The 24,356-nt window shown below is 66.7% G+C and carries 21 protein-coding genes and 1 tRNA gene; 11 read left to right on the top strand and 11 right to left on the bottom strand.

The features are described from left to right. Positions 1-374 precede the first annotated feature (374 nt). On the top strand, positions 375-1,127 hold the full coding sequence (locus ACPYOD_RS00510; RefSeq protein WP_481299762.1) for a DUF5131 family protein: 753 nt from the start codon (positions 375-377) through the stop codon (positions 1,125-1,127). Between the two features lie 47 nt (positions 1,128-1,174). Next, complete coding sequence (gene tcmP / locus ACPYOD_RS00505; RefSeq protein WP_481299761.1) at positions 1,175-2,356, top strand: three-Cys-motif partner protein TcmP; 1,182 nt, start codon at positions 1,175-1,177, stop codon at positions 2,354-2,356. 313 nt (positions 2,357-2,669) lie between these two features. On the opposite strand, the gene ACPYOD_RS00500 is transcribed toward tcmP, so the two are convergent. From ACPYOD_RS00500 to dtd, 4 genes are all read right to left on the bottom strand, one after another. Then, a tRNA-Ile gene (locus tag ACPYOD_RS00500) sits at positions 2,670-2,745 on the bottom strand. A 581-nt stretch (positions 2,746-3,326) separates the two neighbouring features. Continuing rightward, a complete protein-coding gene (gene rpoD / locus ACPYOD_RS00495; protein WP_481299760.1) occupies positions 3,327-5,186 on the bottom strand; it encodes an RNA polymerase sigma factor RpoD in 1,860 nt (619 codons plus the stop codon). A 37-nt stretch (positions 5,187-5,223) separates the two neighbouring features. After that, positions 5,224-5,346 (bottom strand): hypothetical protein, encoded by a 123-nt coding sequence (locus tag ACPYOD_RS00490; protein ID WP_481299759.1) that lies wholly within the window; start codon positions 5,344-5,346, stop codon positions 5,224-5,226. Positions 5,347-5,369: 23 nt separating this feature from the next. Beyond that, positions 5,370-5,810, bottom strand: a complete 441-nt coding sequence (gene dtd, locus ACPYOD_RS00485; RefSeq protein WP_481299758.1) for a D-aminoacyl-tRNA deacylase — start codon at positions 5,808-5,810, stop codon at positions 5,370-5,372. A 55-nt stretch (positions 5,811-5,865) separates the two neighbouring features. Between dtd and ACPYOD_RS00480 the strand changes: the two genes are divergently transcribed. Then, positions 5,866-6,771, top strand: a complete 906-nt coding sequence (locus ACPYOD_RS00480; RefSeq protein WP_481299757.1) for an LpxL/LpxP family acyltransferase — start codon at positions 5,866-5,868, stop codon at positions 6,769-6,771. On the opposite strand, the gene ACPYOD_RS00475 is transcribed toward ACPYOD_RS00480, so the two are convergent. From ACPYOD_RS00475 to ACPYOD_RS00460, 4 genes are all read right to left on the bottom strand, one after another. After that, the gene (locus tag ACPYOD_RS00475) at positions 6,746-7,069 is read right to left on the bottom strand and encodes a tetratricopeptide repeat protein (protein WP_481299756.1); all 324 of its coding nucleotides are present in this window, start codon (positions 7,067-7,069) and stop codon (positions 6,746-6,748) included. The genes ACPYOD_RS00480 and ACPYOD_RS00475 overlap by 26 nt on opposite strands. Then, complete coding sequence (locus ACPYOD_RS00470; RefSeq protein WP_481299755.1) at positions 7,066-8,934, bottom strand: ArnT family glycosyltransferase; 1,869 nt, start codon at positions 8,932-8,934, stop codon at positions 7,066-7,068. The genes ACPYOD_RS00475 and ACPYOD_RS00470 overlap by 4 nt, the downstream gene beginning before the upstream one ends. A 117-nt stretch (positions 8,935-9,051) precedes the next feature. Next, positions 9,052-10,047, bottom strand: a complete 996-nt coding sequence (locus ACPYOD_RS00465) for a glycosyltransferase (RefSeq protein ID WP_481299754.1) — start codon at positions 10,045-10,047, stop codon at positions 9,052-9,054. Between the two features lies 1 nt (position 10,048). Beyond that, positions 10,049-11,299 (bottom strand): O-antigen ligase family protein, encoded by a 1,251-nt coding sequence (locus ACPYOD_RS00460; protein ID WP_481299753.1) that lies wholly within the window; start codon positions 11,297-11,299, stop codon positions 10,049-10,051. 153 nt (positions 11,300-11,452) lie between these two features. Here ACPYOD_RS00460 and ACPYOD_RS00455 point away from each other — a divergent pair, with 153 nt between their 5' ends. Beyond that, a complete protein-coding gene (locus ACPYOD_RS00455; protein ID WP_481299752.1) occupies positions 11,453-12,589 on the top strand; it encodes a glycosyltransferase in 1,137 nt (378 codons plus the stop codon). Here ACPYOD_RS00455 and rsmB read toward each other — a convergent pair. From rsmB to def, 3 genes are read right to left on the bottom strand one after another with little or no spacing between them, the layout of a single operon-like run. Next, positions 12,550-13,869, bottom strand: a complete 1,320-nt coding sequence (gene rsmB / locus ACPYOD_RS00450; RefSeq protein ID WP_481299751.1) for a 16S rRNA (cytosine(967)-C(5))-methyltransferase RsmB — start codon at positions 13,867-13,869, stop codon at positions 12,550-12,552. The genes ACPYOD_RS00455 and rsmB overlap by 40 nt on opposite strands. Further along, positions 13,866-14,810 carry a methionyl-tRNA formyltransferase gene (fmt, locus tag ACPYOD_RS00445; protein ID WP_481299750.1) on the bottom strand — a complete coding sequence of 315 codons (945 nt, stop codon included), beginning with the start codon at positions 14,808-14,810 and terminating at the stop codon, positions 13,866-13,868. The genes rsmB and fmt overlap by 4 nt, the downstream gene beginning before the upstream one ends. A gap of 3 nt (positions 14,811-14,813) precedes the next feature. Continuing rightward, positions 14,814-15,317: a peptide deformylase gene (gene def, locus ACPYOD_RS00440; RefSeq protein WP_481299749.1), complete on the bottom strand. Its 504-nt coding sequence runs from the start codon at positions 15,315-15,317 to the stop codon at positions 14,814-14,816. A 184-nt stretch (positions 15,318-15,501) separates the two neighbouring features. Between def and ACPYOD_RS00435 the strand changes: the two genes are divergently transcribed. From ACPYOD_RS00435 to purD, 7 genes are all read left to right on the top strand, one after another. Continuing rightward, positions 15,502-16,656, top strand: coding sequence for a LysM peptidoglycan-binding domain-containing protein (locus tag ACPYOD_RS00435; RefSeq protein WP_481299748.1), 1,155 nt, complete (start codon positions 15,502-15,504; stop codon positions 16,654-16,656). A 47-nt stretch (positions 16,657-16,703) separates the two neighbouring features. After that, the gene (locus ACPYOD_RS00430) at positions 16,704-17,051 is read left to right on the top strand and encodes a zinc ribbon domain-containing protein YjdM (protein WP_481299747.1); all 348 of its coding nucleotides are present in this window, start codon (positions 16,704-16,706) and stop codon (positions 17,049-17,051) included. A 97-nt stretch (positions 17,052-17,148) separates the two neighbouring features. Beyond that, positions 17,149-18,294 (top strand): DNA-processing protein DprA, encoded by a 1,146-nt coding sequence (gene dprA, locus ACPYOD_RS00425; RefSeq protein WP_481299746.1) that lies wholly within the window; start codon positions 17,149-17,151, stop codon positions 18,292-18,294. A gap of 96 nt (positions 18,295-18,390) precedes the next feature. Further along, on the top strand, positions 18,391-20,925 hold the full coding sequence (locus ACPYOD_RS00420) for a DNA topoisomerase I (RefSeq protein WP_481299745.1): 2,535 nt from the start codon (positions 18,391-18,393) through the stop codon (positions 20,923-20,925). Between the two features lies 1 nt (position 20,926). Continuing rightward, on the top strand, positions 20,927-21,496 hold the full coding sequence (gene tsaC, locus ACPYOD_RS00415; RefSeq protein WP_481299744.1) for an L-threonylcarbamoyladenylate synthase type 1 TsaC: 570 nt from the start codon (positions 20,927-20,929) through the stop codon (positions 21,494-21,496). Between the two features lie 51 nt (positions 21,497-21,547). Next, the gene (locus ACPYOD_RS00410) at positions 21,548-22,879 is read left to right on the top strand and encodes an AMP-binding protein (RefSeq protein ID WP_481299837.1); all 1,332 of its coding nucleotides are present in this window, start codon (positions 21,548-21,550) and stop codon (positions 22,877-22,879) included. A gap of 165 nt (positions 22,880-23,044) precedes the next feature. After that, positions 23,045-24,328, top strand: coding sequence for a phosphoribosylamine--glycine ligase (purD, locus tag ACPYOD_RS00405; protein ID WP_481299743.1), 1,284 nt, complete (start codon positions 23,045-23,047; stop codon positions 24,326-24,328). The last annotated feature ends 28 nt before the right edge of the window (positions 24,329-24,356 follow it).

Here is a 24,356-nt window from a genome sequence, read left to right as displayed (position 1 = left end):
GACCCGAGTCTCTGCGCCTCGCGTCAGTGGCCATGGTGGCCACGCGCCCACGCCACGTGCTCACGTGCACCGCGCTCGGCGCCGACAGCGGCGTCGGCGCCTAGAACTCTCGTGAAAGGAGTTTTGGCCAGTCTGCTCAGCATCGCTGCGGCGACGCTGACGAGCGCAGCCTTTTGACCTTGTGATTGGGCACACGATCCACGTGGTTCTGCTTGTGGTCGCGATGACACTCTGGTGGCGCTAGCGCTCTTGCCTACCACGTGAATGTCGAACCGAGCCGGTGGCCCCGTCGGGCCCCGTTGGTCGATGGCTAGTGGACTGATTGAGCGCTGACCCGCTGGGGTCGCTATGATAGGCGGGACGGAGGTGCTGACATGACCACGAGCTCACGGATCGAATGGACCGAGCAGACTTGGAATCCGACGATCGGATGCACGAAGGTCTCTCCGGGCTGTAAGCACTGCTACGCCGAAACGTTGGCTCGTCGCCTGCAGGCGATGGGTCTGGATGCGTATCGCAACGGTTTCCGGCTCAACGTACTGCCCGAGCGGCTCGACGAACCGACTCGGCGTAAAAAAGCGACCATCTATTTCGTCAACTCGATGAGTGACCTGTTCCACGAGCGTATCCCGGACAGCTTCCTCGACCAGGTCATGGCCGTCATCGCCAGTACGCCGCAGCATCGCTACCAGATACTGACCAAGCGGCACGAGCGCCTGGTAAAGTACTTTGCTACCCGATCTGTTCCTTCCAACGTATGGCTAGGCGTCTCAGTGGAGAACCGCCGACACGGCGTGCCGCGCATCGACGCGTTGCGAAATATCCCCGCCAAGATTCGCTTTCTCTCCTGCGAGCCGCTCCTAGAAGATCTGGGTAGCCTGGATCTTACCGGGATTCATTGGGTCATCGTCGGCGGTGAGTCCGGTCCGAAGGCGCGGCCGATGAGCGCCGAGTGGGCGCGCGCGATTTGCCGGCAGTGCGAATCGCAGGGAGCGACCTTCTTTTTCAAGCAGTGGGGCGGCTGGGGTGCCGATGGCAAGCGCCGCTCAAAAAAGGCCAACGGGCGGGAACTCGATGGCCGGCAATGGAATGGTATGCCCGACGCGATGGCGGCCGCCGCGTCGTAACGCACAAAAGCGGGGCAAGGCCCGCCCCATTTTGACAAGGATGCAGCATGAAGCCACGTCCGGCCCAGGAAGCGCTCCAGCAGTACCCCGAGCGCGAACATTCACTGGTCAAGCACATCATCCTCGAAGCCTACCTCGAGCGGCTCCTGATGATCGTGGGCCAATGGGCTCCTAAGATTGCTTATATCGACGGCTTTGCCGGACCGTGGAAGTCGACAACAGCCGATCTCTCGGATACCTCGCCTGGGATCGCCATCCGCACGATGGCCAACTGCCAGGACAACCTGCAGAAGCGACTGGACAAGCCCGTGCGGTTTCGGTCGATCTTCATGGAGACAGACAGCGAGCGTGCCGACTTCCTTGAGGGATACGTGCAGACGGCCCCGGTGAACCTTACCCGGCCCGAGGTATGGCGTAAGCCTTTCGAGAGCAGCATCGCTGACATATTGAAGTGGCTGGAGCCTGACGAATTTGCCTTCGTTTTCGTCGACCCGTTCGGATGGAAAGGGATCATTGAGGCTAGCATCCTGGCACCGCTCCTTCGCCGCTCGAAGACGGAGCTCCTGATCAACGTCATGTGGAACTTCATCAACCTCGCTACCGGCCATGCCGAACAACGGGCCAACCTAGCGGCAGTGTTCGGACATGATTGGGAAGCCGCTCTGGTCGGTGCCGGTGACAGGAAGCGCGCCCTCATGCGCCGGTACCGTGATCAACTCGTCCAGGCCTGTTCGGGCGCCCATCGTCAGCGTCTACGCACGGCCATGCTGCCAGTCGAGTATGTCGATAAGGACAAGGTGGTCTTCTATCTGGTGTACACCACGTCCAATCCCACTGGCCTGACGATCTTTCATCAGGAAGCGGAGGAAGTAACCCGAACGCAGGCTCGGCTGAAGCTGCAGTACCGGCTCGATATGCTAGCCAAGAAGAAGGGACAGCCAGATATCTTCTCGGCCGATACCCATGAACCCGAACGCCAAGTGTCTCTGGAAGAGGTTAAGCAGCAATGGATGGCCCACTTCCCGACCGTTGGCAGCGAGTTGCAGGTGGATGCCGCCGTAATGGCGGATCTGATCGAACACAGCGACTTCCTGCTTTCCGAGTACTTGCTAGGAATCGGTGAACTGATGGAGATGGGTGTCATCCAAAACACGCAGGCCAGAGGCCATCGAACCCGATTCCCAGTCAACTTTAAGAAGAGGGGCGAGTTGTTGCGGCGATTGAAGTAGCGCAGAACCCGCGACGTACTTACCCTTTAATCCGCGTCGGCCATGGCATTGAACGACCCTATAACGCGAACCCTTCCCATCGTCGACCACGCTCTGCGCACGACATTCTCTGATTCATACTGGAAGCAGTGCCAAGAGTTAGGTGCCTGACTTATACCCGGTTAGGCAGTGGCCAGATGTCCGCACCGGACAGCTTATTCTCAAATGATCAGGTGCGACTCACGCGCGGTAAACTTATGGGACGTCTGCATAGTTTGTCCGTTGTGGTCAAGCTATGTGAGATCGCGCACGAGAGTAGAACCCGACTTCTGAGTGGTGGGCCCACCAGGACTCGAACCTGGAACCAAAGGATTATGAGTCCTCTGCTCTAACCATTGAGCTATAGGCCCTGCGCTGAGCGGAAAGTTTAGCCGAAGCGGGGCGGGTGTGGCGTAGGCGAGATCCCCTTATCGCATCGACCAGGCGAGGATGAGGCCAACGGGAAGCAGCAGCCAAAGCACCACACCCAGACACCCGCGCGATTGCCCTGGCATCCCGCGAACCTCGGCCGGCCGCCGAGGCTGCGTCGCCAGCCACGCCCTATGGCAGGGACCGCAGAAGAAACGCTCCTTGCCCATTCGCCACGCGCCAATGGTGCGATAGTCGTGCGGAAAGGTTTTGCGGCACTTCGCGCAGTTGTAGTGGATGCTCTGCGGACGTCGCGGGCGTCGAAAGAACCTCGCGAGGGAGAACGCGACGAACACTGCGACAAGCAGATAGGACGCTACGTTCTCCATGTGGCACGGATTCCCAAAGTCCGATGGTGGCAGCGGCCCGGGCCGCGCAGTGCCGGACGCCATGGCGAAAGCAGCACATGGTCCGGCGTCGGCGCATTAAACCGCGAGCTTCCGGTGCCGCGCCAGTCGCGCGGTGCCGGAAAAGAAAACGCCCGCTTGCGCGGGCGTTTCGTCTTGCCGGATTTGCCTATCGATCAATCGATATCAAGGAACGACCGCAGCGTCTCCGAACGGCTCGGGTGGCGCAGCTTGCGCAGGGCCTTGGCTTCGATCTGGCGGATGCGCTCGCGGGTCACGTCGAACTGCTTGCCGACTTCTTCCAGCGTGTGATCCGTGTTCATGTCGATGCCGAAGCGCATGCGCAGCACCTTCGCTTCGCGCGGGGTGAGGCCGGCGAGCACGTCGCGTACGGTTTCCATGAGACCCGTTTCGGTCGCCGACTCGATGGGCGAACTGGCGTTGGTGTCTTCGATGAAGTCGCCCAGATGCGAATCTTCGTCGTCGCCGATCGGGGTTTCCATGGAGATCGGTTCCTTCGCGATCTTCAGGACCTTGCGGATCTTGTCTTCCGGCATCTCCATTTCCTTCGCCAGTTCTTCCGGCGTCGGCTCGCGGCCGAACTGCTGGAGCATCTGGCGGGAGATGCGGTTCAACTTGTTGATCGTTTCGATCATGTGCACCGGAATACGGATGGTGCGGGCCTGATCGGCGATCGAACGGGTGATGGCCTGGCGGATCCACCACGTGGCGTACGTGGAGAACTTGTAGCCGCGGCGGTATTCGAACTTGTCCACGGCCTTCATGAGGCCGATGTTGCCTTCCTGGATGAGGTCGAGGAATTGCAGGCCGCGGTTGGTGTACTTCTTGGCGATGGAGATCACCAGGCGAAGGTTGGCTTCCACCATTTCCTTCTTCGCACGGCGGGCCTTCGCCTCGCCCACCGACATGGCGCGGTTGATTTCCTTGATGTCGGTCAGCGGCAGGTACAGGGTGCGCTCGATCTGGGCGAGTTTTTCCTGCTCCGCGTCGATGGCCTCGCGGAAGTTCTTGATGTTCGGCGACCACTTCTGGCGCTTGCGCGACAGCTCGGCGGCCCACTCGAGGTTGCCCTCGTTGGACGGGAAGCTCTTCAGGAACTCGGCGCGGGGCATCTTCACCTGCTTGACGAAGATGTCCATGAGCACGCGCTCGTGGTGACGGATGTCGTTCACCACTTCGCGCAGCTTGCGCACGAAGCTGTCGATCAGGGCCGACGGAAGCTTGAGGTTGAGGAAGGCTTCCGACATCTGCTCGCGGATCTTCGCGACCTTCTTGTCGTTGATCTCCGCCTTCGGCGCCGCCTTCTGGAACTTGGCGTGCAGCGAGCGCAGTTCCTCCATGCGGCGCTTCACTTCTTCCGGATCCGGACCGGTGGGGCCAGTGTCTTCGTCTTCGGTGGCGGCCTCGACTTCTTCTTCTTCGTCAGCGGCGTCGCCGTCGACGTCGACATTGGCGTCGGCTTCGGCCTGGGCGGCATCGGCGGCTTCTTCCAGGTCGGCGAAGCCGGCCAGGATCTCGCTGAGGCGGCGCTTGCCTTCCACGTGCTGGTCGTATTCCTCGAGCAGCAGCTGGATGGTGAGCGGGAAGCTGGCCAGCGCGGTCTGCACCTGGCTCAGGCCTTCCTCGATGCGCTTGGCGATGGCGATTTCGCCCTCGCGGGTGAGCAGCTCGACCGTGCCCATCTCGCGCATGTACATGCGGACGGGGTCGGTGGTGCGGCCCACCTCCGCGTCGACGGCCGAAAGCAGCGCCACGGCTTCTTCGGCCGCGGACTCGTCGTCGGTGCTGGTGCCCGGCGCGGCGCCGTCGGAGATGGTGTCGGTGTCGGGTGCGGAATCGTGCACCTCGATGCCGACGCCCTTGAGCACCGCCATGATGTCTTCGATCTGCTCCGGATCGACGATGTCGTCGGGCAGGTGGTCGTTGATTTCGGCGTAAGTCAGGTAGCCCTGCTCCAAACCCTTGGAGATGAGCTGTTTGATTTCAGACTGTTGCTCGTGAGCTTTATTAGTCATGCCGACCGCCGCGGGTTACAGGAACCGATCAGTATAGTCATTTGATGATTTTTTGACCAGTTTTCAAGTGGATCGGACTCATCGAGGGCACGCAAGAATCGCGCCAGATGGCCGGTTCGGCCGTGCGGATCCCGATGGCGATGAGATGGATGCGGGACATCGAAAGTTCCGCGCAGTGCTGCCTCAGCGCACCTCCAAGCGGAAGGTGACCGGGCCGTCGTTTATCAGATGAACCTTCATATGGGCACCGAACCGCCCGGTTTCCACCCCCGGCTGCGCTTCCCGCGCCAGGGCCACCAGCCGGTCGAACCAGCGCCGGCCTTCCTCGGGCGGCGCGGCCGTGGTGAAGCTCGGCCGCATGCCCTTGCGGGTGTCCGCCGCCAGGGTGAACTGGCTGACCAGGAGCAGGCCGCCACCGGTATCGGCCAGGGCGAGATTCATCTTTCCCTCCGCGTCGGAGAAGACCCGGTAGCCGCGCAGGCGCTCCAGCATGCGCACGCACTGGGCCTCGCCGTCGCCGGGCTCCACGGCGACCAGGGCGAGCAGCCCGGCACCGATGGCCCCCACGGTTTCGCCTTCCACTTCGACATGGGCGGATTCGACCCGCTGGATGAGTGCGATCATGAGTGCGTTAGCGGCCGGTGGGCGCCAAGCTTAATCGCGAACTACACTTCGCAGGATGCGCCCCGACATTTACCTCCTTTATCTGCTGCTCAGGCTGTTCAGCCTGTTCCCCCTGCGCACCGTCCACGCCATGGGCGCCTGGATCGGTCGCCGCTCCCTGCGTTCGAACTCGCGCAGCGCGCGGTTCACCGCCGTGAACCTGCGCCTCACCCGGCCGGAACTCGGGGAGGCCGATCGCGCGGACCTGTTGCGCCGGACCATGGAAGAGTCGGGCAAGTCGGTGACCGAAGTGGCCGCCATCTGGGGCGGTGGGGCCGAGAAATCCATGGGGCTGGTGCGCGAAGTGGTGGGCGGCGAACTCTTCGCCGAGGCCCTGGCATCCGGCAAGGGGGTGATCGTTGCGGCGCCGCACCTAGGTTGCTGGGAGTTGCTGAATTACTGGCTGTGCAGCAAGACGCCCATGGCCATCCTCTACCGGCCCCCGCGCATCCAGGCCATCGAGGCCCTGCTGCGCAAGGTGCGCGGCAAGCTGGCCCCGGAGCAGGTGCGGGCGGAAGGGGCCGGTGTGCGCACGCTGTTCAAGCGCCTGGGCGCCGGCGGCACCGTGGGCATCCTGCCCGACCAGAAACCGCGCGAGGGCGAGGGCGAGTTCGCCCCGTTCTTCGGCGTGGATGCGCTCACCATGGTGCTGCTGCCGCGGCTGGCCGCGCGCACGGGCGCCATCGTGCTTTTCAGCTTCGCGGAGCGCCTGCCGGACGGGGCGGGATTCCGCATCCACGTGCTGCCGGCGCCCGAGGGCATCGACAGCTCGGATCTCAAGGTGGCCTGCACGGCCCTGAACCGGGGTGTGGAGCAATGCGTCGAGCGCGCCTTCCCGCAGTACCAGTGGCACTACAAGCGGTACACGGCCCACGACAGGCCGGACCCGTACAAGGTCAGTGCGAACGCAACAGGCGGTTGAGGAAGACCGACATTTCCTTCGCGGCCTGGATGTCGCCGCGACGTGTGGCCGTCTCGATGCCCGAACGCCATGCGGCCGCGGCACCTTCGGTGTCGTCGACGGCGAGCAACGCCTTGCCCAGCAGCTTCCAGGCGGCCGAGTAGTGCGGATCGAAATCGATCGCGTCGCGGAAGGCCTGGGCCGCGTCCGCGTACGCGCCGTCGCCCAGATAGGCATTACCCAGCGAGAAACGCAGCAAGGCCCCGTCGCGGGGGCCGCCGAGTTGGGCGCGCAGGCGTTCGACGAGGGGATCGGTCATCGCGCGGCAGTCCGTGTGCGCCAGTAATCCTGCGGATAGAGCAGGGTGGGCTGGCGGGGTTCCGGGGGCAGGCGCCCTTCCTGCAGGGCATTGAGCGTCGGCGCGTCCCAGATCATCAGCCATCCGGTGCGCGAGGGCTGGATCAGGCGGGCGTAGCGGAACGCGTCCGCCGGCGGATGCTTCGCGTAGGAGACGATGACACCGTCGGGATGGTGCGTGGCGAAGTCGGCGAGGCTGTCGCCGTCGTGCACCACGTTGTCGTCATCGTCGTCCACTTGGGCGGGCATGCCGGGGCCGGACTTGATCCGTGCGATGGGATGCATGAGGCGGCCGGCGAAATGGTACTGCCCGTTGTACGAGACGCCGAGGTTGCCGATGGGCCGGCCGGCCGCGTCGGCCTGGGAAAGGAAGAGTGCGGCGGGTGTCAGGTCGTAGCGGTACCAGAGCCCCAGCGTGAACAGCGCATTGAGCGCCACGGTGCCGATGAGGCCGGCAAAGGCCAGCCGCCGCATCTCGCCGCGGCCGCGCAGGAGCAGCAGCGCACCGAGCACGATGAAGATCACACCGAAGAACCGCGCGTAGGGCGCCATGCCCACGAGCCAGATGTTGTCGGGGAACCGCGTGGGCACCACCGAAGGCATGGCGAACAGCGCGATGGCGAGCAGGAACGCGCCCAGCGAAAGCGGCCACGTACCCAGCGCGTAGTGCGAAGCGGGCCCCGGATGACGCTCGCGCAGGTCCGCTACCGCCGCGGACACGAGCATCACGGCGCCTGCCAGTTCGGGCAGCACGTAATAGAGCTGCTTGCCCGTGATGAGGGAGAACGTGAGCAGGGTCGGCAGCAGCCAGGCCACGAGGAAGCGAAGCCCCGGGTCCAGGGGCTGGCGGAGGAGCGCGACGAAAAGCGGCGCCACCACCAGCACGATCAGCACGCTTCCGACCCAGCCGGGAACATGGGTCAATGCGGATGCCAGCAGCAGCACCAGCGCGATGCCGGCGACGATCAGCGTGGCGCCGGTGCCCGGACGCCAGGGCTTCCGGAACAGCGTCATCGGCACGGCCACGATGCCGCGCAGCCAGCCGCTGAGCGGGAACAGGATCACGGGTAGGAATACGAGGTAATACCAGGCGGGACGCGCATGGTTCTGCAGGTCTTCCGCCTTCGTGTCGACCACGCGGCCGGCGGTCTGGGTGAAGAACAGGCGCTGGCGGTAGACCTCGCCGCCCGCTTCGCCGGCGGGAATGGCCCAGGCGAGGAGGATGGCGAAACCCAGCAGCAACCCGAGCACGCCGAAGCCGTACCAGCGTGCCTTGTTCTGCCGTGCCCAGTCGTTCCAGAGCGGCCCCAGGAGGAACGGGAACAGCACGTGCACGACCATCACCGGGCCCTTGGTGAGCAGGCCGGCGCCCACCATCAGTCCGAACAGCCACCAGCGGGGCGAAGCACGCGAGGCGGTGGGCACGAGGCAGAGCAGGGCGGCCAGGACCCAGACCACGAGCAGTACCTCGTACATGATCTGCAGGCCGAACAGGAACGAATAGGCCAGCGCCATCAGTAGCCACGGCGTGGCCTTCGACACCCAAGGGTGCGACGGGAACAGGCGCCCGGCGAGCACCGAGGCCAGCACCAGCTGCGCGCCACCGAAGATCACTTCGAGGATGCGCGGCCATACGTCGCTGACGCCGAACACGGCCCAGCCCGCGTGGATCAACCAGAACAGCAGCGGCACCTTCTCGCTGTACGGGTCGCCGTTGATGTGCGGCACCAGCCAGTGTCCGTGCGCCCACATTTCCCACGCGACGGCGAGCGTCCGCGTCGAGAACATCGGCATGGGACCGTGCGCGAAAATGGCAAGCAGGGCCATCGCGGTCCATAGTGGCAGCCACGGCCACAAGGCGCGAATGTGTTCCGACCGGGTATAGGCGCTGTTGGACAAGGGCGTCGTCACCGCAAGGGGATAATGAATTCTAAACGAACGATATCAGAGCAGTACGTAAAGCGCCGCGCGCAGTCGTTCCGTGAAACCGGCCTGGTTCGCTTCGTACCAGGCGCGGGCGTTGCCCCCGAGCCGGCTCACCTCGGCATCGGGCATGGTTGCCGCTTTCGCCACGCAGGCTTCGAGCGCCACCTCGTCGAACTGCCACAGGTCGGAGGCGTTGAGCGTGCCGCTCTTCGTGGCGCCGACCAGCAAGCCGCGGTCGGCGGTAACCAGTTCGTTCATGGGCGGGGCGTCCGTCGCCAGTACGACCGCACCGCAACTCATGGCCTCCACGATGTAATGCCCCCAGCCTTCGGCCTCGGAAAGACAAACATGGAACGCATGCGCGTTCTGCAAGCGGCGAATGGCTTCGATGTCGTCGACGTAAGTCACGCGATGGTCGAGGTTGGCGGCCGCCGGGGGGCGATCGGGCCTGGCTGTCGATGGCGACTGCAGCACGTGCAGGGTCGGCCATTCGGGATGCCGCCGCCATACGTCGAGCAGGCGCTCCGTGCCCTTCATGCGGCTGGCACCGGCAAGGTGCAGGAACGCCCGGTCGCGCGGGATGCCGTCGCGGCGGCAGTCGATGCTCTGGAACCCGATGACGTGCACCGGCAGGCCCAGCGCCGCGAACGTGTCCCGTGCCACTTCGGTCTTGCAGAAGATGGCGTCGAAGCGATGGAGTTGGCGCTGGTCGCGGCGCGAAAGCCATTCGGGGTTCGGCACCAGCGCGTTGCGCCGGGCGAGCGCGAGGTAGGCCGTGTGCACGTGTTCGAGGGTGATGCCGAGGTCGTGGCGGCGCGGCCCTTGCCCAGTCAACCAGCGCAGGTGCATGCGCAGCACCTGCCACCATGCGCGCCAGGGCAACCCGCGACTGCGCCGGGGCACGGCGGTGATCGATACCGCGTGGCCGAGTTCGCGCAGCGCACCCTCGAGCAGGCGGATGTCGTGGCTCAGGCCCCGCCCGTTGTCCCAGGCGATCAGGTGGATGGACGCCACGTCAGCGCGCCGCCTGGCCCGACAGCGAAAGCTGGCGCCCGATGTAGACGGCAAGGCCCAGGGTCAGGAAGAAATAAAGCGAATGCGGCATGGCGCGGTAGAACACGTTGTCGGTAAGGCCGCACAGCGTGTACATGCAGGCCGTGCTGAGCCCCGCGGTGGCGGGCATGGCGATCGTGTTGTCCGGATGCAGCGCGTTTCGGCCGAAAAACACCAGCGCGCCGCCGAACAGGAGGATGAGAACCACAAGCCCCGGGATACCGCCCGTGACCGCCCACTCGAGGTATTCGCTGTGCGGGTGGTCGTAGCGCTCCACCGTAGCGTTCACCTTGCCCTCGGCGATGCGCGCCCGCGCGTAGTCGCCGAACTGGTTGAGGCCAAGGCCGGCCAGCGGATGGTCCGCGACCGCCATGCGCGCCGTGCGCCACATTTCCAGGCGTTCGCGCACGGCACCGGTGGCGTCCTGCTCGCTATAGGTGGACATCTCCTCCGACACCGCGGCGAAGCGCGAGAACACTTCGCCGTGCAACGTGGTCGCCGCCACCGCCGCGGCGCCGATGCCAAGCGCGATGAAGAGCACGCCCTCGCGCCAGCGGCCGCTGCGGCGCGACTGGATGAGCACGACGATGGCGAAGGCGGGCAGGAAGGCCAGCAGCGGTCCGCGGCTTTGCGTCAGCAAGGCGCCGTAGAGGCCCAGCACGGCGCAGAAAGCGTGCAGCAGGCGCTCGCCGTGCCCCAACTCCCTGCGCAAGGTCTGCGCCACGGCGATGAGCGACAGCACGAGCATGAACATGCCGAATTCGATGGCACCCCACAGACCGTTGTTGATGCCGTAGACCCGGTCGATGCCCTCGATGTAATGCTGTTCCAGGCAGATGCATCCCAGCACCGCGGCCGTAAGGCTGAAGCCGAGGCGCAGCACCACGGTGCGCAGCGGCGAGGCGAAGTTCGCCGCGATGAACAGGAAGGCGAGGATGTGCGAGGTGACGTCGAACTCCCGCATGTCCACGCCGTGCCCGGCCACGTTGGCCAGCCAGAACACGAACGCGAGCGCGGCGGGGCCGACCACCCAGGCGGCGCGACGATAGGCGCCGCGTGTTTCCGGGTCACGCAGCAGCGCCCAGATGCCGGCCAGGAACAGTATGGCGGCGGGTACCGACTTCGCCTTGAGCGGCAACGCAAAGGTGAGCGGCATGACGGCGATGAGCACCGAGACGATCCACATGCGCCATGGGTTGGATTTTTCGAGCACTCGGCACCTTGCGAAGGATCGGGACGGCACGGCGGCCACGCCTCACGGCGAGGGCATGGTACTTTAACTGATGGCCGATGCCGCTCGGAATGCACTGGCGTAGCGGCCGGAATTCAGCTTTCCCATGGCCAGCCGGAACTGATAGCGCCCCCGATGAAGCTCCTCTTCACGAATTTTCACGATGGCGACGGCGGCGGTCACACCACATACATCCTCGGGCTCGCGCGCGGACTGGCGCCACGGCACCGGGTGCATGTCGCGGCGCCCCCTGGCGGCCGGCTGAACCGCGAAGCGCGGGATATTGTTGGCGTAGAGGTCCTGGACCAGCCGTTCCCGAATGGGCTGGGGCGCCTGCCGGCGCGTTTTCGCGCCCGGCGCCAGCTTGCCGGCTACCTGCGCCGCGAGCGCTTCGACATCGTGCACGTCAATGGTTCCGCCGATCACCGCCTGGTCATGTCCGCGTTGCGCGGCGTGCGGCCGCGGCCGGCCGTCGTGCTTACCAAGCACAACTCCAAGCCGATGACCGGCATCGGCCACATCTGGCGTGCACGCTTCGGCACCGACCAGGTCATCGCCGTGTGCGAATTCGTGCGTCGCCAGGTGCAGGCGTCGCCGTACGGGCGCTGCCGTATCGCCACCGTCTTCAATGGCGTGGACATCGGCCGCTTCTCACCGACGCCGGCCGATCCGGCGCTGCGGGCTGGTTGGCTTGCACCCGCTGCTTCCACGGAACCGCTGCTCATCGGCAGCAATGCCGGTACCGCGCGCTACAAAGGATGGATGGACCTCGTCGAGGCACTGGCGCTGCTGGCGCCGGAGCAGAGGTCGCGGTTGCGTGTGGTGCTCGCAGGCGGCTTGCCCAAGGCGGAGGATACGGCGCATATCGAGGCGTTGGGCGTGGCTGCGCAGGTGCATTTCACAGGACGGCTTGCCGATGTGCGGCCGATGGTTGCCGCGCTGGACGCGGGTTTCGTGCTGTCCTGGGACGTGGAAACGATTTCCTTCGCGTGCCGCGAAATGATGGCGACGGGGAAGCCGGTGCTCGTCAGCGACTACGCGGGCCTGCCGGAAAACATCCGTGTCGGCGAGGACGGCTGGATCGTGCCTGCGCGAAATCGCGAAGCCATCGCCGCGGCGCTGTCGCGCATGCTCGACGATCGTGCGGCCCTGCCGGCGATGGGTCGTGCCGCGCGGGCGCATGCCGAGGCCGAATTCGGAATGGAGCGCTTCGTGAGTGGCACCGAAGCCGTTTACGCGGCGCTCGTGGGCGACTTTTCCAGCAAGGCGTAATACATGCCGTCCAGGTCGCCGTCGCCCGGCAACACTTGCCAGCCGACCTTGGCCGGCCGGCCCGCCGGAAGCGTCAGGGGCAACGCCGAGGCATCGGGGTGCGTGGCAAGGAATGCACCCACCACGCCTTCGTTCTCACGGCGCAACAGCGAACAGGTGACGTAGAGCAGGCGTCCGCCTGGCGCCAGCGTTTCCCAGCACGCGGCGAGGATGCGCTCCTGTTGCGCCACCAGCGCATCGATGTCCGTCGCGCGTCGATGCAAGCGCACGTCCGGCCGGCGGCGGATCACGCCCGTGGCCGAGCATGGCGCATCGATCATCACGCGATCGAACGGACGGCCGTCCCACCACGCGGACGGATCGCCCGCATCGCCTGTGACCACCTCGGCGGTAAGGCCCAGGCGCTCGAGGTTCTGGCGGATGCGTGGTACCCGCTTCGCCTCGAATTCCACCGCGAGCAGGCTGAGGTCCGCCCGCTCGAGCACGTGGCAGGCTTTACCGCCCGGCGCGGCGCAGGCATCGAGTACGCGCTGCCCATCGGCAAGATCGAGAAGATCGGCAGGCACCTGCGCGGCCCCATCCTGCACGGCGAAAAGGCCTTCCGCGAATCCCGGCAGACGCGTCACGTCGGTGCTGTGCGGCAGGACCAGTCCGTCCGGCAACCAGGGGTGGAGCGTCGGCTCCTGGCCGGCTTCGCGCAGCCGTTCCGCCAGTGCCTCGCGGGTGGTTCGCCGCCGGTTGGCGCGCAGCACCAGCGGCGGCTCCGTGTTCGCGGCGGCCAGTATGTCGTCGACCTGGTCCGGCCAGTCGCTTGCGATGGCCTCGGCCAGCCAGGTGGGATGGGCGTGGCGCGTGGCGGGCTTGGCGTCGAGCTTGGCCGACAAGGCGGCGCGCTCGCGTTGCCAACGCCGCAGCACGGCGTTCACCAGTCCCGCGAGGCGCGGGCGGCGAAGTTCGCGTGCGGCTTCGACCGTGGCGGCCACCGCAGCATACCCCGGCAATTCGAGTACCTCGAGCTGTACGAGCCCGGTGACCAGCAAGGCATGGATCACCGGTTCGTTGCGCCGGATCGGTTTGTCGAGCAGCAGATCGAGTGCGGCATCGAAACGCGGCCACCAGCGCGCACCGTCGTTGAGCAGCGCGGTGAGCAGGGCGCGGTCGCGCGCATCGGGCAAGCGGGGCAGGGCGCGGTCGGCCACATCGCGCAGCGAGTGTCCCGACAGGGCGATGTCGGCAAGCGCTTCGGCCGCCAGCGCGCGCACGGAAGGCGCGCGGCTCACGACGCGGCCTGCTTCAGCTCCGGGCGGGCATTGAGGTAATCCGCCACGCCGATCCGGCGGCCGCCGGCCCGCTGCACGGCAAGAAGACGCAGCGCGCCCTCGCCGCAGGCGATGTCGATGCCATCACGGGTGGCGGCCACGACGCGTCCCGGCTCGGCGCCGGACACGCCTTGCACCGCACGAGCGGACCAGATGCGCAGCCGTTCGCCGGCCACGTCCGCTTCGGCCACGGGCCATGGATCGAAGGCGCGTACCTTGCGTTCCAATGCGATCGCCGCCTGCGAAAAATCGAGGCGCGCCTCGGCCTTGTCGAGCTTGTGCGCGTATTCCACGCCGTCCACGGCCTGCGTACGCGGCGCCAGCGTCTCGCCGGCCATCGTGCGGCGGAGCCCTTCGGCCAGCGCATCCGCGCCAAGGACAGAGAGGCGGTCGTGCAGGCTGCCGCCCGTTTCGTCGGCGGCGATGGGCGTGCGCCGTTCGACCAGCACGGGGCCGGTGTCGAGGCCGGCTTCCATCTGCATGAGGTCGACACCGCTTTCCGTGTCGCCGGCGAGGATGGCCCGCTGGATGGGCGCGGCGCCGCGCCAGCGCGGCAGCAGCGAGGCATGCACGTTCCAGCAACCGAGGCGCGGGATCGCCAGCACCTTGCGCGGCAGGATGAGGCCGTAGGCCACGACGACCATCAGGTCCGGCGCGTAGGACCCCAGCCGAAGACGGTCGGCTTCGTTCTTGAACGACTCGGGCTGCTCGACCGGAATGCCCGCGGCGAGCGCGGCTTCCTTCACGGGACTGGCGGCGAGCTTGCGCCCGCGGCCGGCGGGGCGGTCAGGCTGGGTGTAAACGGCCACGACCTCCGCGCCGGAGGAACGGCAGGCTTCGAGACAGGGAACGGCGAAATCAGGCGTTCCGGCGAACACCACCCGCAGGGAAGGGTTCGCCATCGGTCAGGCGCTGGCCTTGCGCTGCTTTTCCATCCGCTTGAGCAGCATGCCGCGCTTCAACGGGGACAGGTAGTCGACGAAGACCTTGCCGGCGAGGTGGTCCATCTCGTGCTGGATGCAGACGGCGAGGGGGCCTTCGGCCTCCATCACGATTTCCTTGCCGTCGACGTCCTGCGCGCGAACCTTTACGTGCAGCGCGCGGGTTACGTCGGCGTAGATGCCCGGGAACGACAGGCAGCCTTCCTGGTAGACCTGCTGACCGTCCTTCTCGAGGATTTCCGGGTTGATCAGCGCAAGCGGCTGGTTGCGGTCGTCGCTCATGTCGGCGACCAGCACGCGCTTGTGCACGTTCACCTGGGTGGCGGCCAGACCGACGCCGTTGGCGGCATACATGGTTTCGTACATGTCGGCCACGAACTGCTTCAGTTCGGCGTCGAAGACGGTGACCGGCGCGGCGACGGTGCGCAGGCGCGGATCGGGGAATTCGAGGATGTCGAGGGTGGACACGGTGTCACCTTGAAACGTTCACGGGCCGAATGTGGCGCCTCGTCCGCGGATTTGCGGGCAAATCGGCGAAATCCAAGCAGCGGCGAAGGTAGGATGCCCGCGTATTCTAGCGCGGGGCACGTATTGTGCCCATTAACGATTCAGTTACACTCGCGACAGCACCGGGGAAGGGGGAAAACCCGCCATGATCAAGAAGTTCGCCATGCTGCTTGGCGGCATGCTGTTCACCGTGGCCGCTTATGCGGCAGTGTCCGAGCTCCGTCCCGACCATCCGGACACCTACACGGTGCGCAAGGGCGACACCTTGTGGGATATCTCGGCGAGGTTCCTGCGTAAACCCTGGCTCTGGCCGGAAATCTGGCAGGCCAACCCCCAGGTTCGGAATCCGCACCTGATCTACCCGGGCGACGTGCTCAACCTGTCCATGCTGGGCGGCGGTCCGCGCATCGGCCTGCAGCCGCGGGTGCGCAGCGAAGGCGAGCCGATCACGGCCATCCCGCTTAGCGAGCTGCGCATGTTCCTGAAGGAACTGCGGGTGGTGAACGCCGACGAAGTGGAGCAGGCGCCCTACCTGGTGGGCTTCGAAGAGGCCCACCTGCGCGCCACGCCGGGCAACAAGATCTACGCCCGTGACCTCGACTCGGCGCAGCCCGGGCAGCGCTGGGCCATCGTGCGCCCCACCAACCGTTTCCGCGACCACGGCGGCGACGAGGGTGGCTTCGACATGCTGCACAACCCGTCGCACGGTTCGTTCGTGGCCGACGAACTGGACAGCGACGTGTCGATGGCGCCCAGCCCCTGGCGCGAGGATTCCCGCCACGACACCCACACCGGCAAGGGCGACGACCGTGGCGTGGAAGTCTCGGTGATCGGCACGGCCGAGGTCATCGCCACCAATGGCGACGTCGCCAGCCTCGTGCTGGTCGATTCGACCCTCGAGGTGCGCAAGGGCGACCGTCTGATGCAGGTCGACGACAAGCCCTACGATCCCTATTTCTATCCGCACGCACCGAAATCCGTGCCTGCCGACGCGCGCGTCATCGGTTTCACCGATGCGATGAGCGGGGTGGGCAGCCGTCAGGTCGTGTCCATTTCGGCCGGTTCGGCCGACGGCGTCGACAACGGCACCACCTTCACGGTGATGAGCCAGGGCGAGACCATCGCCGACGAGGTCAGCGGCAACTACAACCGCCGCGACACGTCGCGCAAGGTGAAGCTGCCGGACGAGTACGGCGGCCACCTCATGGTGTTCCGCACCTTCGACCATGTGAGCTACGCGCTGGTGATGGACGCCCTGCGCCCGCTGAAGAAGGGCGACAAGCTGGTGATGCCGGAATAGGGAGGCGGAACGGGGCGGTATACTTGGCGAAATCCAGGAACCCGCCGATGCCCTTTTCCCACCTCCCCGCCTGCCCCACCTGCGGCATGGAAAACACCTACCCGGACGGCGATCAATTCGTCTGTCCGGATTGCGCGCACGAATGGCCGCAGGTTGCCGCGCAAGCCGAGGAAGGCGAGGCAGTCGTCCGTGACGTCAACGGCAATGTGCTCCAGGGCGGCGATTCGGTGGTGGTGATCAAGGACCTCAAGGTCAAAGGCTCGTCCATCCCGCTGAAGCAAGGCACGGTCATCCGCAATATCCGCCTCGTGGATGGCGACCCCGAACACATCGAAGGCAACGCCGAGAAGATCAAGGGACTGGTCCTCAAGACCTGTTTCCTGAGGAAGGCGTAGTTTCGCCACGCCGCGCGCTCCGACAGGCGGGTAAACGCTACCCCATCGGGCGGCTTGTTCCGACAGGAAGCCGTCGTGCGCGCTCTAAACTGCGCGGATGACCGATCCCGACCACGACCTGCGCGACTGGCTGATCCTTCTCCGCATTCCCGACTTCAGCGCGCGGCGCCTGCGTGAGGGCCTCGTCGCCCGCGGCAGCGCGCCCGCCCTGCTGCGTTGGCTGGAACGCCACCCTGACGCCCTCGGCGCCGATGCGCAGGCCTGGATCGAGCGCCCCGACGAAGCCACGCTGGCGAACGACCTCGCCTGGCTGGCCGGCGACGACCAGCGCATGCTCCGCTGCACCGAGGAAGACTTCCCGCCGCAGTTGGAAGCCATTCCCGACCCGCCGGCCGCGCTGTTCGTGAAGGGCGACGCGTCGCTCCTCCTGCGGCCGCAGGTGGCGATCGTGGGGGCCCGGCGGGCACAGGAGCCCGGGCTGGCCAATGCCCGCCGCTTCGCCTCCGAACTGGCCACCGCCGGCCTCCTGGTCACCAGCGGCATGGCCGACGGCATCGACGGGGCCGCCCACGCGGCGGCGCTGGACGCCGGTGAGCCCACCGTGGCCGTGATCGCCACGGGTCCGGACCGCGTCTACCCTCGCAAGCACCACGCCCTGGCCCGCCGCATCGCGGCACAGGGCGCCATCGTCAGCGAATACCCGCCCGGCGTGCCGGCCCTGGCGCACCAGTTCCCGCAGCGGAACCGGATCATCGCCGGCCTGAGCCTCGGGGTGATCGTGGTCGAGGCCGGCCTGCGCTCCGGATCGCTCATCACCGCCCGCTGCGCCGGCGAGCAGGGGCGCGAGGTATTCGCCCTGCCGGGGTCCATCCACAACCCCCTGGCCGAGGGCTGCCATTCCCTGATCGGCGAGGGCGCCCGGCTGGTCCAGCGGCCCGAGGAGGTCCTCGCCGCCCTGGCCCCGGCCGCCATGGAGCTCGGCGCCGAACTGCGCGCCCGCCTGGAGGCCGGCGGGCCGGCCGGCAAGGCCGGCAGACGCAAGACCGGCCCCTTCGACTGGCGCCAGGATGAGGAATATCGCCGCCTGCTCGACGTCATGGGGTACGATCCCGCCTCCCTCGACGCCCTTGTGGGCACGACGGGCCTCTCCCCCGGGGCGCTGTCGTCGATGCTGCTGATACTGGAACTCGAAGGCGAGATCGCGACCCTGCCCGGCAACCGCTACCAGCGCGTGGTCCGGTAGCCGCGGCTTGACAGCCATCACGGCGATATGTTTCCAACTAAATATATACATGTGCTGGGGTTCACTCGCCCCCGCACTCCTCGAATCGGGTAACGCATGGCAAAGAACCTCCTCATCGTCGAATCGCCGGCCAAGGCCAAGACGATCAACAAGTACCTGGGAGCCGACTTCCAGGTGCTGGCGTCGTATGGCCACGTCCGCGACCTGCGGCCGAAGGAGGGCGCCGTCGACCCCGAGGACGGCTTCCGCATGGCCTACGAGGTGATCGACCGGAACGAGAAGCACGTCGACGCCATCGCCAAGGCGGCCAAGGCGGCCAGCAGCATCTACCTCGCGACCGACTTGGATCGCGAGGGTGAGGCCATCTCCTGGCACATCAGCGAGATCCTCCGCGAGCGCGGCCTGCTCGAGGGCAAGGACGTCCAGCGCGTGGTGTTCAGCGAGATCACGCCCAAGGCGATCAAGGAGGCCGTGGCCAACCCGCGCAAGCTGTCGCACGACCTCGTCGACGCCCAGCAGGCCCGCCGCGCCCTCGACTACCTGGTGGGCTTCAACCTCTCCCCGGTGTTGTGGCGCAAGGTGCAGCGCGGCCTGTCGGCCGGTCGCGTGCAGTCGCCGGCGCTGCGCATGATCGTCGAGCGCGAGCTCGAGATCGAAGCCTTCAAGGCCCGCGAGTACTGGACCATCCAGGCCAGCCTGACCCACCCCGACGGCGCCTTCGAAGCCCGCCTGGTCAAGCTGGACGGCAAGAAGTTCGAACAGTTCGACCTCACCAACGAAGCCGACGCCATGGCGGCGCGTGCCGCGCTGGAGAAGGCCGCGGCAGGCCGCTTCACCGTCGGCGAAGTCACCAGCCGCGAGCGCAAGCGCCGCCCGGCGCCGCCCTTCACTACCTCCACGCTGCAGCAGGAGGCCGCGCGCAAGCTCGGCTTCTCCACCAGCCGCACCATGCGCGTGGCCCAGGGCCTCTATGAGGGCGTGGCACTCGGCAGCGAGGGCAACGTCGGCCTCATCACCTACATGCGTACCGACTCGGTGGCGCTTTCCGACGACGCGCTGGCCGAGCTCCGCGACCTGATCGGGCGCGAATACGGCAAAACCGCTCTCCCCGAAGCCGTCCAGGTCTACAAGTCCAAGTCCAAGAACGCGCAGGAAGCGCATGAGGCCGTCCGTCCCACGTCGGCCATGCGCACGCCCCGCAGTGTTGCGTCGTTCCTCAACGACGACCAGCGCAAGCTCTACGAACTGATCTGGAAGCGCACGGTCGCCTGCCAGATGGTGCATGCCACCCTGAACACCGTGTCGGTAGAGTTCCCGGTGGCCGATTCCGCGTTCCGCGCCAGCGGCACCACGGTGATCGATCCCGGCTTCCTGGCCGTGTACGAAGAGGGCCGCGACCAGAAGAGCGATGACGAAGACGACCAGCGCCGCCTGCCGCGCCTGGTACAGGGCGACGTGGTGCCGGTGTCGAAGATCGACGCCGACCAGCACTTCACCGAGCCGCCGCCGCGCTATTCCGAAGCCAGCCTGGTGAAGACGCTGGAGGAATACGGCATCGGCCGCCCGTCCACCTATGCCAGCATCATCCAGGTGCTGCTCAGCCGCGAGTACGTCCTGCTCGAGAACCGCCGCTTCAAGCCGACCGACGTCGGCCGCGCGGTCAGCCAGTTCCTGTCCGGCCATTTCGCGCAGTACGTGGATTACGACTTCACCGCGCGCCTGGAAGACGAACTCGATGCGGTCAGCCGCGGCGAAGAGGCCTGGGTGCCGTTGCTGGAACGCTTCTGGCAGCCGTTCAAGACGCTGGTGGACGACAAGACCGAATCCGTCGACCGCAGCGAAGCCACCGGCGCGCGCGAACTCGGCACCGATCCCAAGACCGGCAAGCCGGTGTCGGTGCGTCTCGGCCGCTACGGCGCATACGCGCAGATCGGCAGCAAGGACGACGAGGACAAGCCCACGTACGCCAGCCTGCGCCCCGGCCAGAGCATGCACACCATCACGCTCGACGAGGCGATGGAACTGTTCAAGCTGCCGCGCACGCTCGGCCAGTCGGAGGCAGGCGAAGACGTCACCGTGGGCATCGGCCGCTTCGGGCCGTTCGTGAAGCAGGGCAGCACGTACGCGTCGCTCAAGCCCGAGGACGATCCGTACACCATCGAACTGCCGCGCGCGCTGCAGCTCGTGCAGGAAAAACTCGAGGCGATCGCGAACCGCACCATCCTCGACTTCGGCAACGGCGTGCAGGTGCTCAACGGCCGCTACGGTCCGTACATCACCGACGGCGAGAAGAACGCGCGCATTCCGAAGGACCGCGAGCCGAAGACGCTCACCGAAGCCGAATGCGCCGAACTGCTGGCGGCCGCTCCGGTGAAGAAGCCGCGCGGCGGCCGTGCTGCCAAGAAGACGGCCACGAAGAAAACCGCGGCGAAGAAGGCCGTCACGAAGGACGCCAGCGCCAAGAAGACGGCCGTGAAGAAGACGGCCGCCAAAAAGGCGACGAAGAAGACGGCTGCGAAAAAAGCCACGGCAAAGAAATCCGCGGCGAAGAAGACGGCCACCAAGAAAACCGCCGCGAAAACCGCGTCGGCCGGCAAGGCCGCGAAGACGGTGTCGCGCGCGGCCGACTGACATGCAGCGCTTCCATCCCTCCGGTCTCGACGCGGCGGTCGCGATCCTGCGCGGTGGCGGCGTCCTTGCGTATCCCACGGAGGCCGTCTTCGGCCTCGGCTGCGACCCTCACGACCGTGCCGCCTTCGAACGCGTGTTCGCGTTGAAAGAGCGCCCGGCAACGCAGGGCGTGTTGTTGATCGCCGCGGAGTTCGCGCAGATCGAACCGTACATCGACCTCGCCCAGGTGCCCTCCGACGTGATGGCGCAGGTGCGCGGCTCGTGGCCCGGCCCGAACACGTGGGTGTTCCCACGCAGTGCCGAGGTACCCGATTGGGTCGCCGGCGCACACGCCGGCATTGCGCTGCGCGTGACCGCGCACGAGCCCGCCGCGGCCTTGTGCCGGGCCTTCGGCCGGCCGCTGGTGTCCACCAGCGCCAACCCGCACGGCGAATCGCCGGCCCGGGACCTCGCCACGCTCGAGCGCTATTTCGGCGACAGGCTGGACGGCGCCCTCGATGCACCGCTGGGCGGCCTCGATCGGCCCACGGTCATCCGCGACGCCCTGAGCGGCGCTATGATCCGCGCCTGAGCCGGGGGAAAGCCGTTGTCGTCGAACGTTCATGAGATCACCGGGCGCCTGGTGGGCGCTCCTTCGCCGTTGCTGGTCGGCGCGCTGTCCCGGCCCATCGCGTGGCGCGAAGGCCGCCCGGTCAGCGCCGCCACCTTCCTGGGCCATGTACGCCAGGTAGCGGCCCTGCTTCCCGAGGCCGACAGTGCGGTCAACCTGTGCGAGGACCGTTACGCCTTCCTCGTGGCGTTTGCCGCCCTGGTCGTACGAGGCCAGGCCAACCTGTTGCCGCCATCGCGCGCACCGCACGCGGTCGACGAGGTGATGGCCGGCCATCCGGGTGCCTATGCCATCGGCGAACTTCCGTTGTCGCCGGCACCCGCGGGTTACCTGTGCATGCCGCCGTTGAGCGACGACGTGACACCGAGCCACGACGTTCCGTCGATCCCAGCGGGAGCGGTGGTCGCCATCGGCTACACCTCCGGTTCGACGGGCCGGCCCAAGCCCAACATCAAGACCTGGGGCGGTTTCGTCGCGAGCAACGCGGGCAACGCCCGGATGCTCGACAAGGCCATAGGTGGGTCGTTCGACCTCGTGGCCACGGTGCCGCCGCAACACATGTACGGCATGGAGATGTCCGTGCTGATGCCGCTGCTCTCCGAGGTCAGCGTGCATGCCGGGCGTCCTTTCTTCCCGGCGGACGTGGCGGCGGCGCTGGGCACCATGCCCGAGCCGCGCGTGCTGGTCATCACGCCCGTGCACCTTCGCGCCATCGTGGAATCCGGCATCCAGTTGCCCACGCTCGCCGCCTTCGTATCGGCCACCGCACCGATGCCGGTGGAACTGGCGGCCGAAGCGGAGAGGCGCTTCGGGGCCCCGGTGTGCGAAGTGTTCGGTTCGACGGAAACCTGTGTCTTCGCCAGCCGGCGGACGTCGATGGATGAAGACTGGACGCTCTACGACGGCGTGACCTTGCATCCGCAGCCCGACGGCACGCTGGTCTACGCCCCGCAGCTGGCAGAGCCCATCGCGCTCGCCGACATCGTCACCCTGCACGACGAGGGCCGCCGCTTCCGCCTGCGCGGACGCAACACCGACCTGCTCGAGATCGCCGGCAAGCGCGCATCGCTCGGCGACCTCAACCGCCGCCTGCTGGCCATCGAGGGCGTGCGCGACGGTGTGCTGTTCCAGCTCGACGAACCCGACGCCTCCGGCATACGCCGCATCGCGGGCCTGGTGGTCGCTCCGAACATGACGGAACAAGCGGTACTCGCCGCGCTCCGTCAGGCCATGGATCCCGTCTTCCTCCCGCGCCCGCTACGCATGGTGGAGACCCTGCCGCGCAACGAGACCGGCAAGCTCCCGCGCGGCGACTTGCTGGCTTTGATCCGGCCCGCGCTCTAGTGTGGGAGCCGCTTCAGCGGCGATGGGTGCTCGCGGCAAGGTTGCCCGCTGCCGCGGGATCGCCGGCATAGCCGGTTCCCACAGAAGGCCTCCCCGAGCATGGAGGTTTCTTCGCCTGTGTTCGAGCCCACGTTAGAATGCCTGGCTCGACATCCGGAGAATCCCATGAAAGTCCTCGTCATCGGCGGCGGCGGGCGCGAACATGCGCTGGCCTGGAAGCTCGGTCAGTCGCCGCGCGTGGACGAGGTGATCGTGGCGCCCGGCAATGCCGGAACGGCGCGCGAGCCGGGCATGCGGAACGAAGCCGTAGCCGTGACCGATATCGACGGCCTGGTGGCCCTGGCACGTCGCGAGGATGTCGGGCTTACCGTGGTGGGTCCCGAAGTGCCGCTCGTGGCCGGCGTGGTCGATCGCTTCACACGCGAAGGCTTGCGCTGCTTCGGCCCGACCGCCGCCGCCGCACAACTCGAAGGCAGCAAGGCGTTCGCGAAGGACTTCCTCGCCCGCCACGCCATTCCCACCGCGCACTACGCCGTGTTCACCGAACTCGCTCCCGCGCTGGCGCACGTTCGCGAGAAAGGCGCGCCCATCGTCATCAAGGCCGATGGCCTTGCCGCCGGCAAGGGCGTGGTGGTGGCAATGACGCTCGGCGAAGCCGAAGCGGCGCTGGAGGACATGCTTGGTCAGCAGGCCTTCGGCGATGCCTCGTCGCGCGTGGTCGTCGAAGAATTTCTCGACGGCGAGGAAGCCAGCTTCATCGTAATCGCCGACGGCACGCATGCGCTTCCGATGGCCACCAGCCAGGACCACAAGCGTCGCGACGACGGCGACAAGGGCCCGAATACCGGCGGCATGGGCGCGTACTCTCCGGCACCCGTGGTGACGGACGAAGTCTCCGCGCGTGTCATGCGCGAAGTCATCGAACCCACCCTCGCGGGCATGGCCGCCGATGGCATGCCGTTCACGGGTTTCCTCTACGCCGGTCTCATGATCGACAAGGCCGGTGCGCCCAAGGTCATCGAATTCAACGTGCGCTTCGGCGATCCGGAAACGCAGCCGATCATGCTGCGGCTGCGCTCCGACCTCGTGGACCTTGTCGAAGCAGCTCTGGACGGACGCATCGGCGATGCACGGGCGGAGTGGGATCCGCGCCCATCGCTCGGCGTGGTGATCGCCGCCGGCGGTTATCCGGGCAAGGTGCGGTCAGGCGATCCCATTACGGGCGCGGACACCGATTTCGGCCCGGATGTGAAAGTGTTCCACGCGGGTACCGCGGACGGTGCGGATGGACGGCCCGTCACGGCGGGAGGACGCGTGCTCGCCGTATGCGCGCTCGGCGACGACCTCGTCCAAGCGCGTGCGCGGGCCTATGCGGCGGTGGATGGCATCCACTTCAGCGGTGCGTTCCATCGCAGCGATATCGCGCATCGCGCGCTGTCGCGTCGGTAAGCGAAGGGGCGAGCGACGGATTAACCGC

This window comes from Luteibacter sp. HAY1-4A, from assembly GCF_056755355.1.
Note: the sequence above shows the minus strand (reverse complement) of the source record. Positions and strands in the feature narration are given on the sequence as shown.

What these genes read in the sequence shown, in the direction of transcription:
- ACPYOD_RS00455 (WP_481299752.1), top strand. Translation starts at nt 11,453, where the DNA reads ATGAAGCTCCTCTTCACGAATTTTCACGATGGCGACGGCGGCGGTCAC.
- ACPYOD_RS00490 (WP_481299759.1), bottom strand. Translation starts at nt 5,346, where the DNA reads ATGTCCCGCATCCATCTCATCGCCATCGGGATCCGCACGGCCGAACCG.
- ACPYOD_RS00480 (WP_481299757.1), top strand. Translation starts at nt 5,866, where the DNA reads ATGCGCCCCGACATTTACCTCCTTTATCTGCTGCTCAGGCTGTTCAGC.
- tsaC (WP_481299744.1), top strand. Translation starts at nt 20,927, where the DNA reads ATGCAGCGCTTCCATCCCTCCGGTCTCGACGCGGCGGTCGCGATCCTG.
- tcmP (WP_481299761.1), top strand. Translation starts at nt 1,175, where the DNA reads ATGAAGCCACGTCCGGCCCAGGAAGCGCTCCAGCAGTACCCCGAGCGC.
- rpoD (WP_481299760.1), bottom strand. Translation starts at nt 5,186, where the DNA reads ATGACTAATAAAGCTCACGAGCAACAGTCTGAAATCAAACAGCTCATC.
- ACPYOD_RS00435 (WP_481299748.1), top strand. Translation starts at nt 15,502, where the DNA reads ATGATCAAGAAGTTCGCCATGCTGCTTGGCGGCATGCTGTTCACCGTG.
- ACPYOD_RS00420 (WP_481299745.1), top strand. Translation starts at nt 18,391, where the DNA reads ATGGCAAAGAACCTCCTCATCGTCGAATCGCCGGCCAAGGCCAAGACG.
- ACPYOD_RS00430 (WP_481299747.1), top strand. Translation starts at nt 16,704, where the DNA reads ATGCCCTTTTCCCACCTCCCCGCCTGCCCCACCTGCGGCATGGAAAAC.
- ACPYOD_RS00470 (WP_481299755.1), bottom strand. Translation starts at nt 8,934, where the DNA reads ATGGCCCTGCTTGCCATTTTCGCGCACGGTCCCATGCCGATGTTCTCG.
- dtd (WP_481299758.1), bottom strand. Translation starts at nt 5,810, where the DNA reads ATGATCGCACTCATCCAGCGGGTCGAATCCGCCCATGTCGAAGTGGAA.
- dprA (WP_481299746.1), top strand. Translation starts at nt 17,149, where the DNA reads ATGACCGATCCCGACCACGACCTGCGCGACTGGCTGATCCTTCTCCGC.
- fmt (WP_481299750.1), bottom strand. Translation starts at nt 14,810, where the DNA reads ATGGCGAACCCTTCCCTGCGGGTGGTGTTCGCCGGAACGCCTGATTTC.
- purD (WP_481299743.1), top strand. Translation starts at nt 23,045, where the DNA reads ATGAAAGTCCTCGTCATCGGCGGCGGCGGGCGCGAACATGCGCTGGCC.
- ACPYOD_RS00475 (WP_481299756.1), bottom strand. Translation starts at nt 7,069, where the DNA reads ATGACCGATCCCCTCGTCGAACGCCTGCGCGCCCAACTCGGCGGCCCC.
- ACPYOD_RS00510 (WP_481299762.1), top strand. Translation starts at nt 375, where the DNA reads ATGACCACGAGCTCACGGATCGAATGGACCGAGCAGACTTGGAATCCG.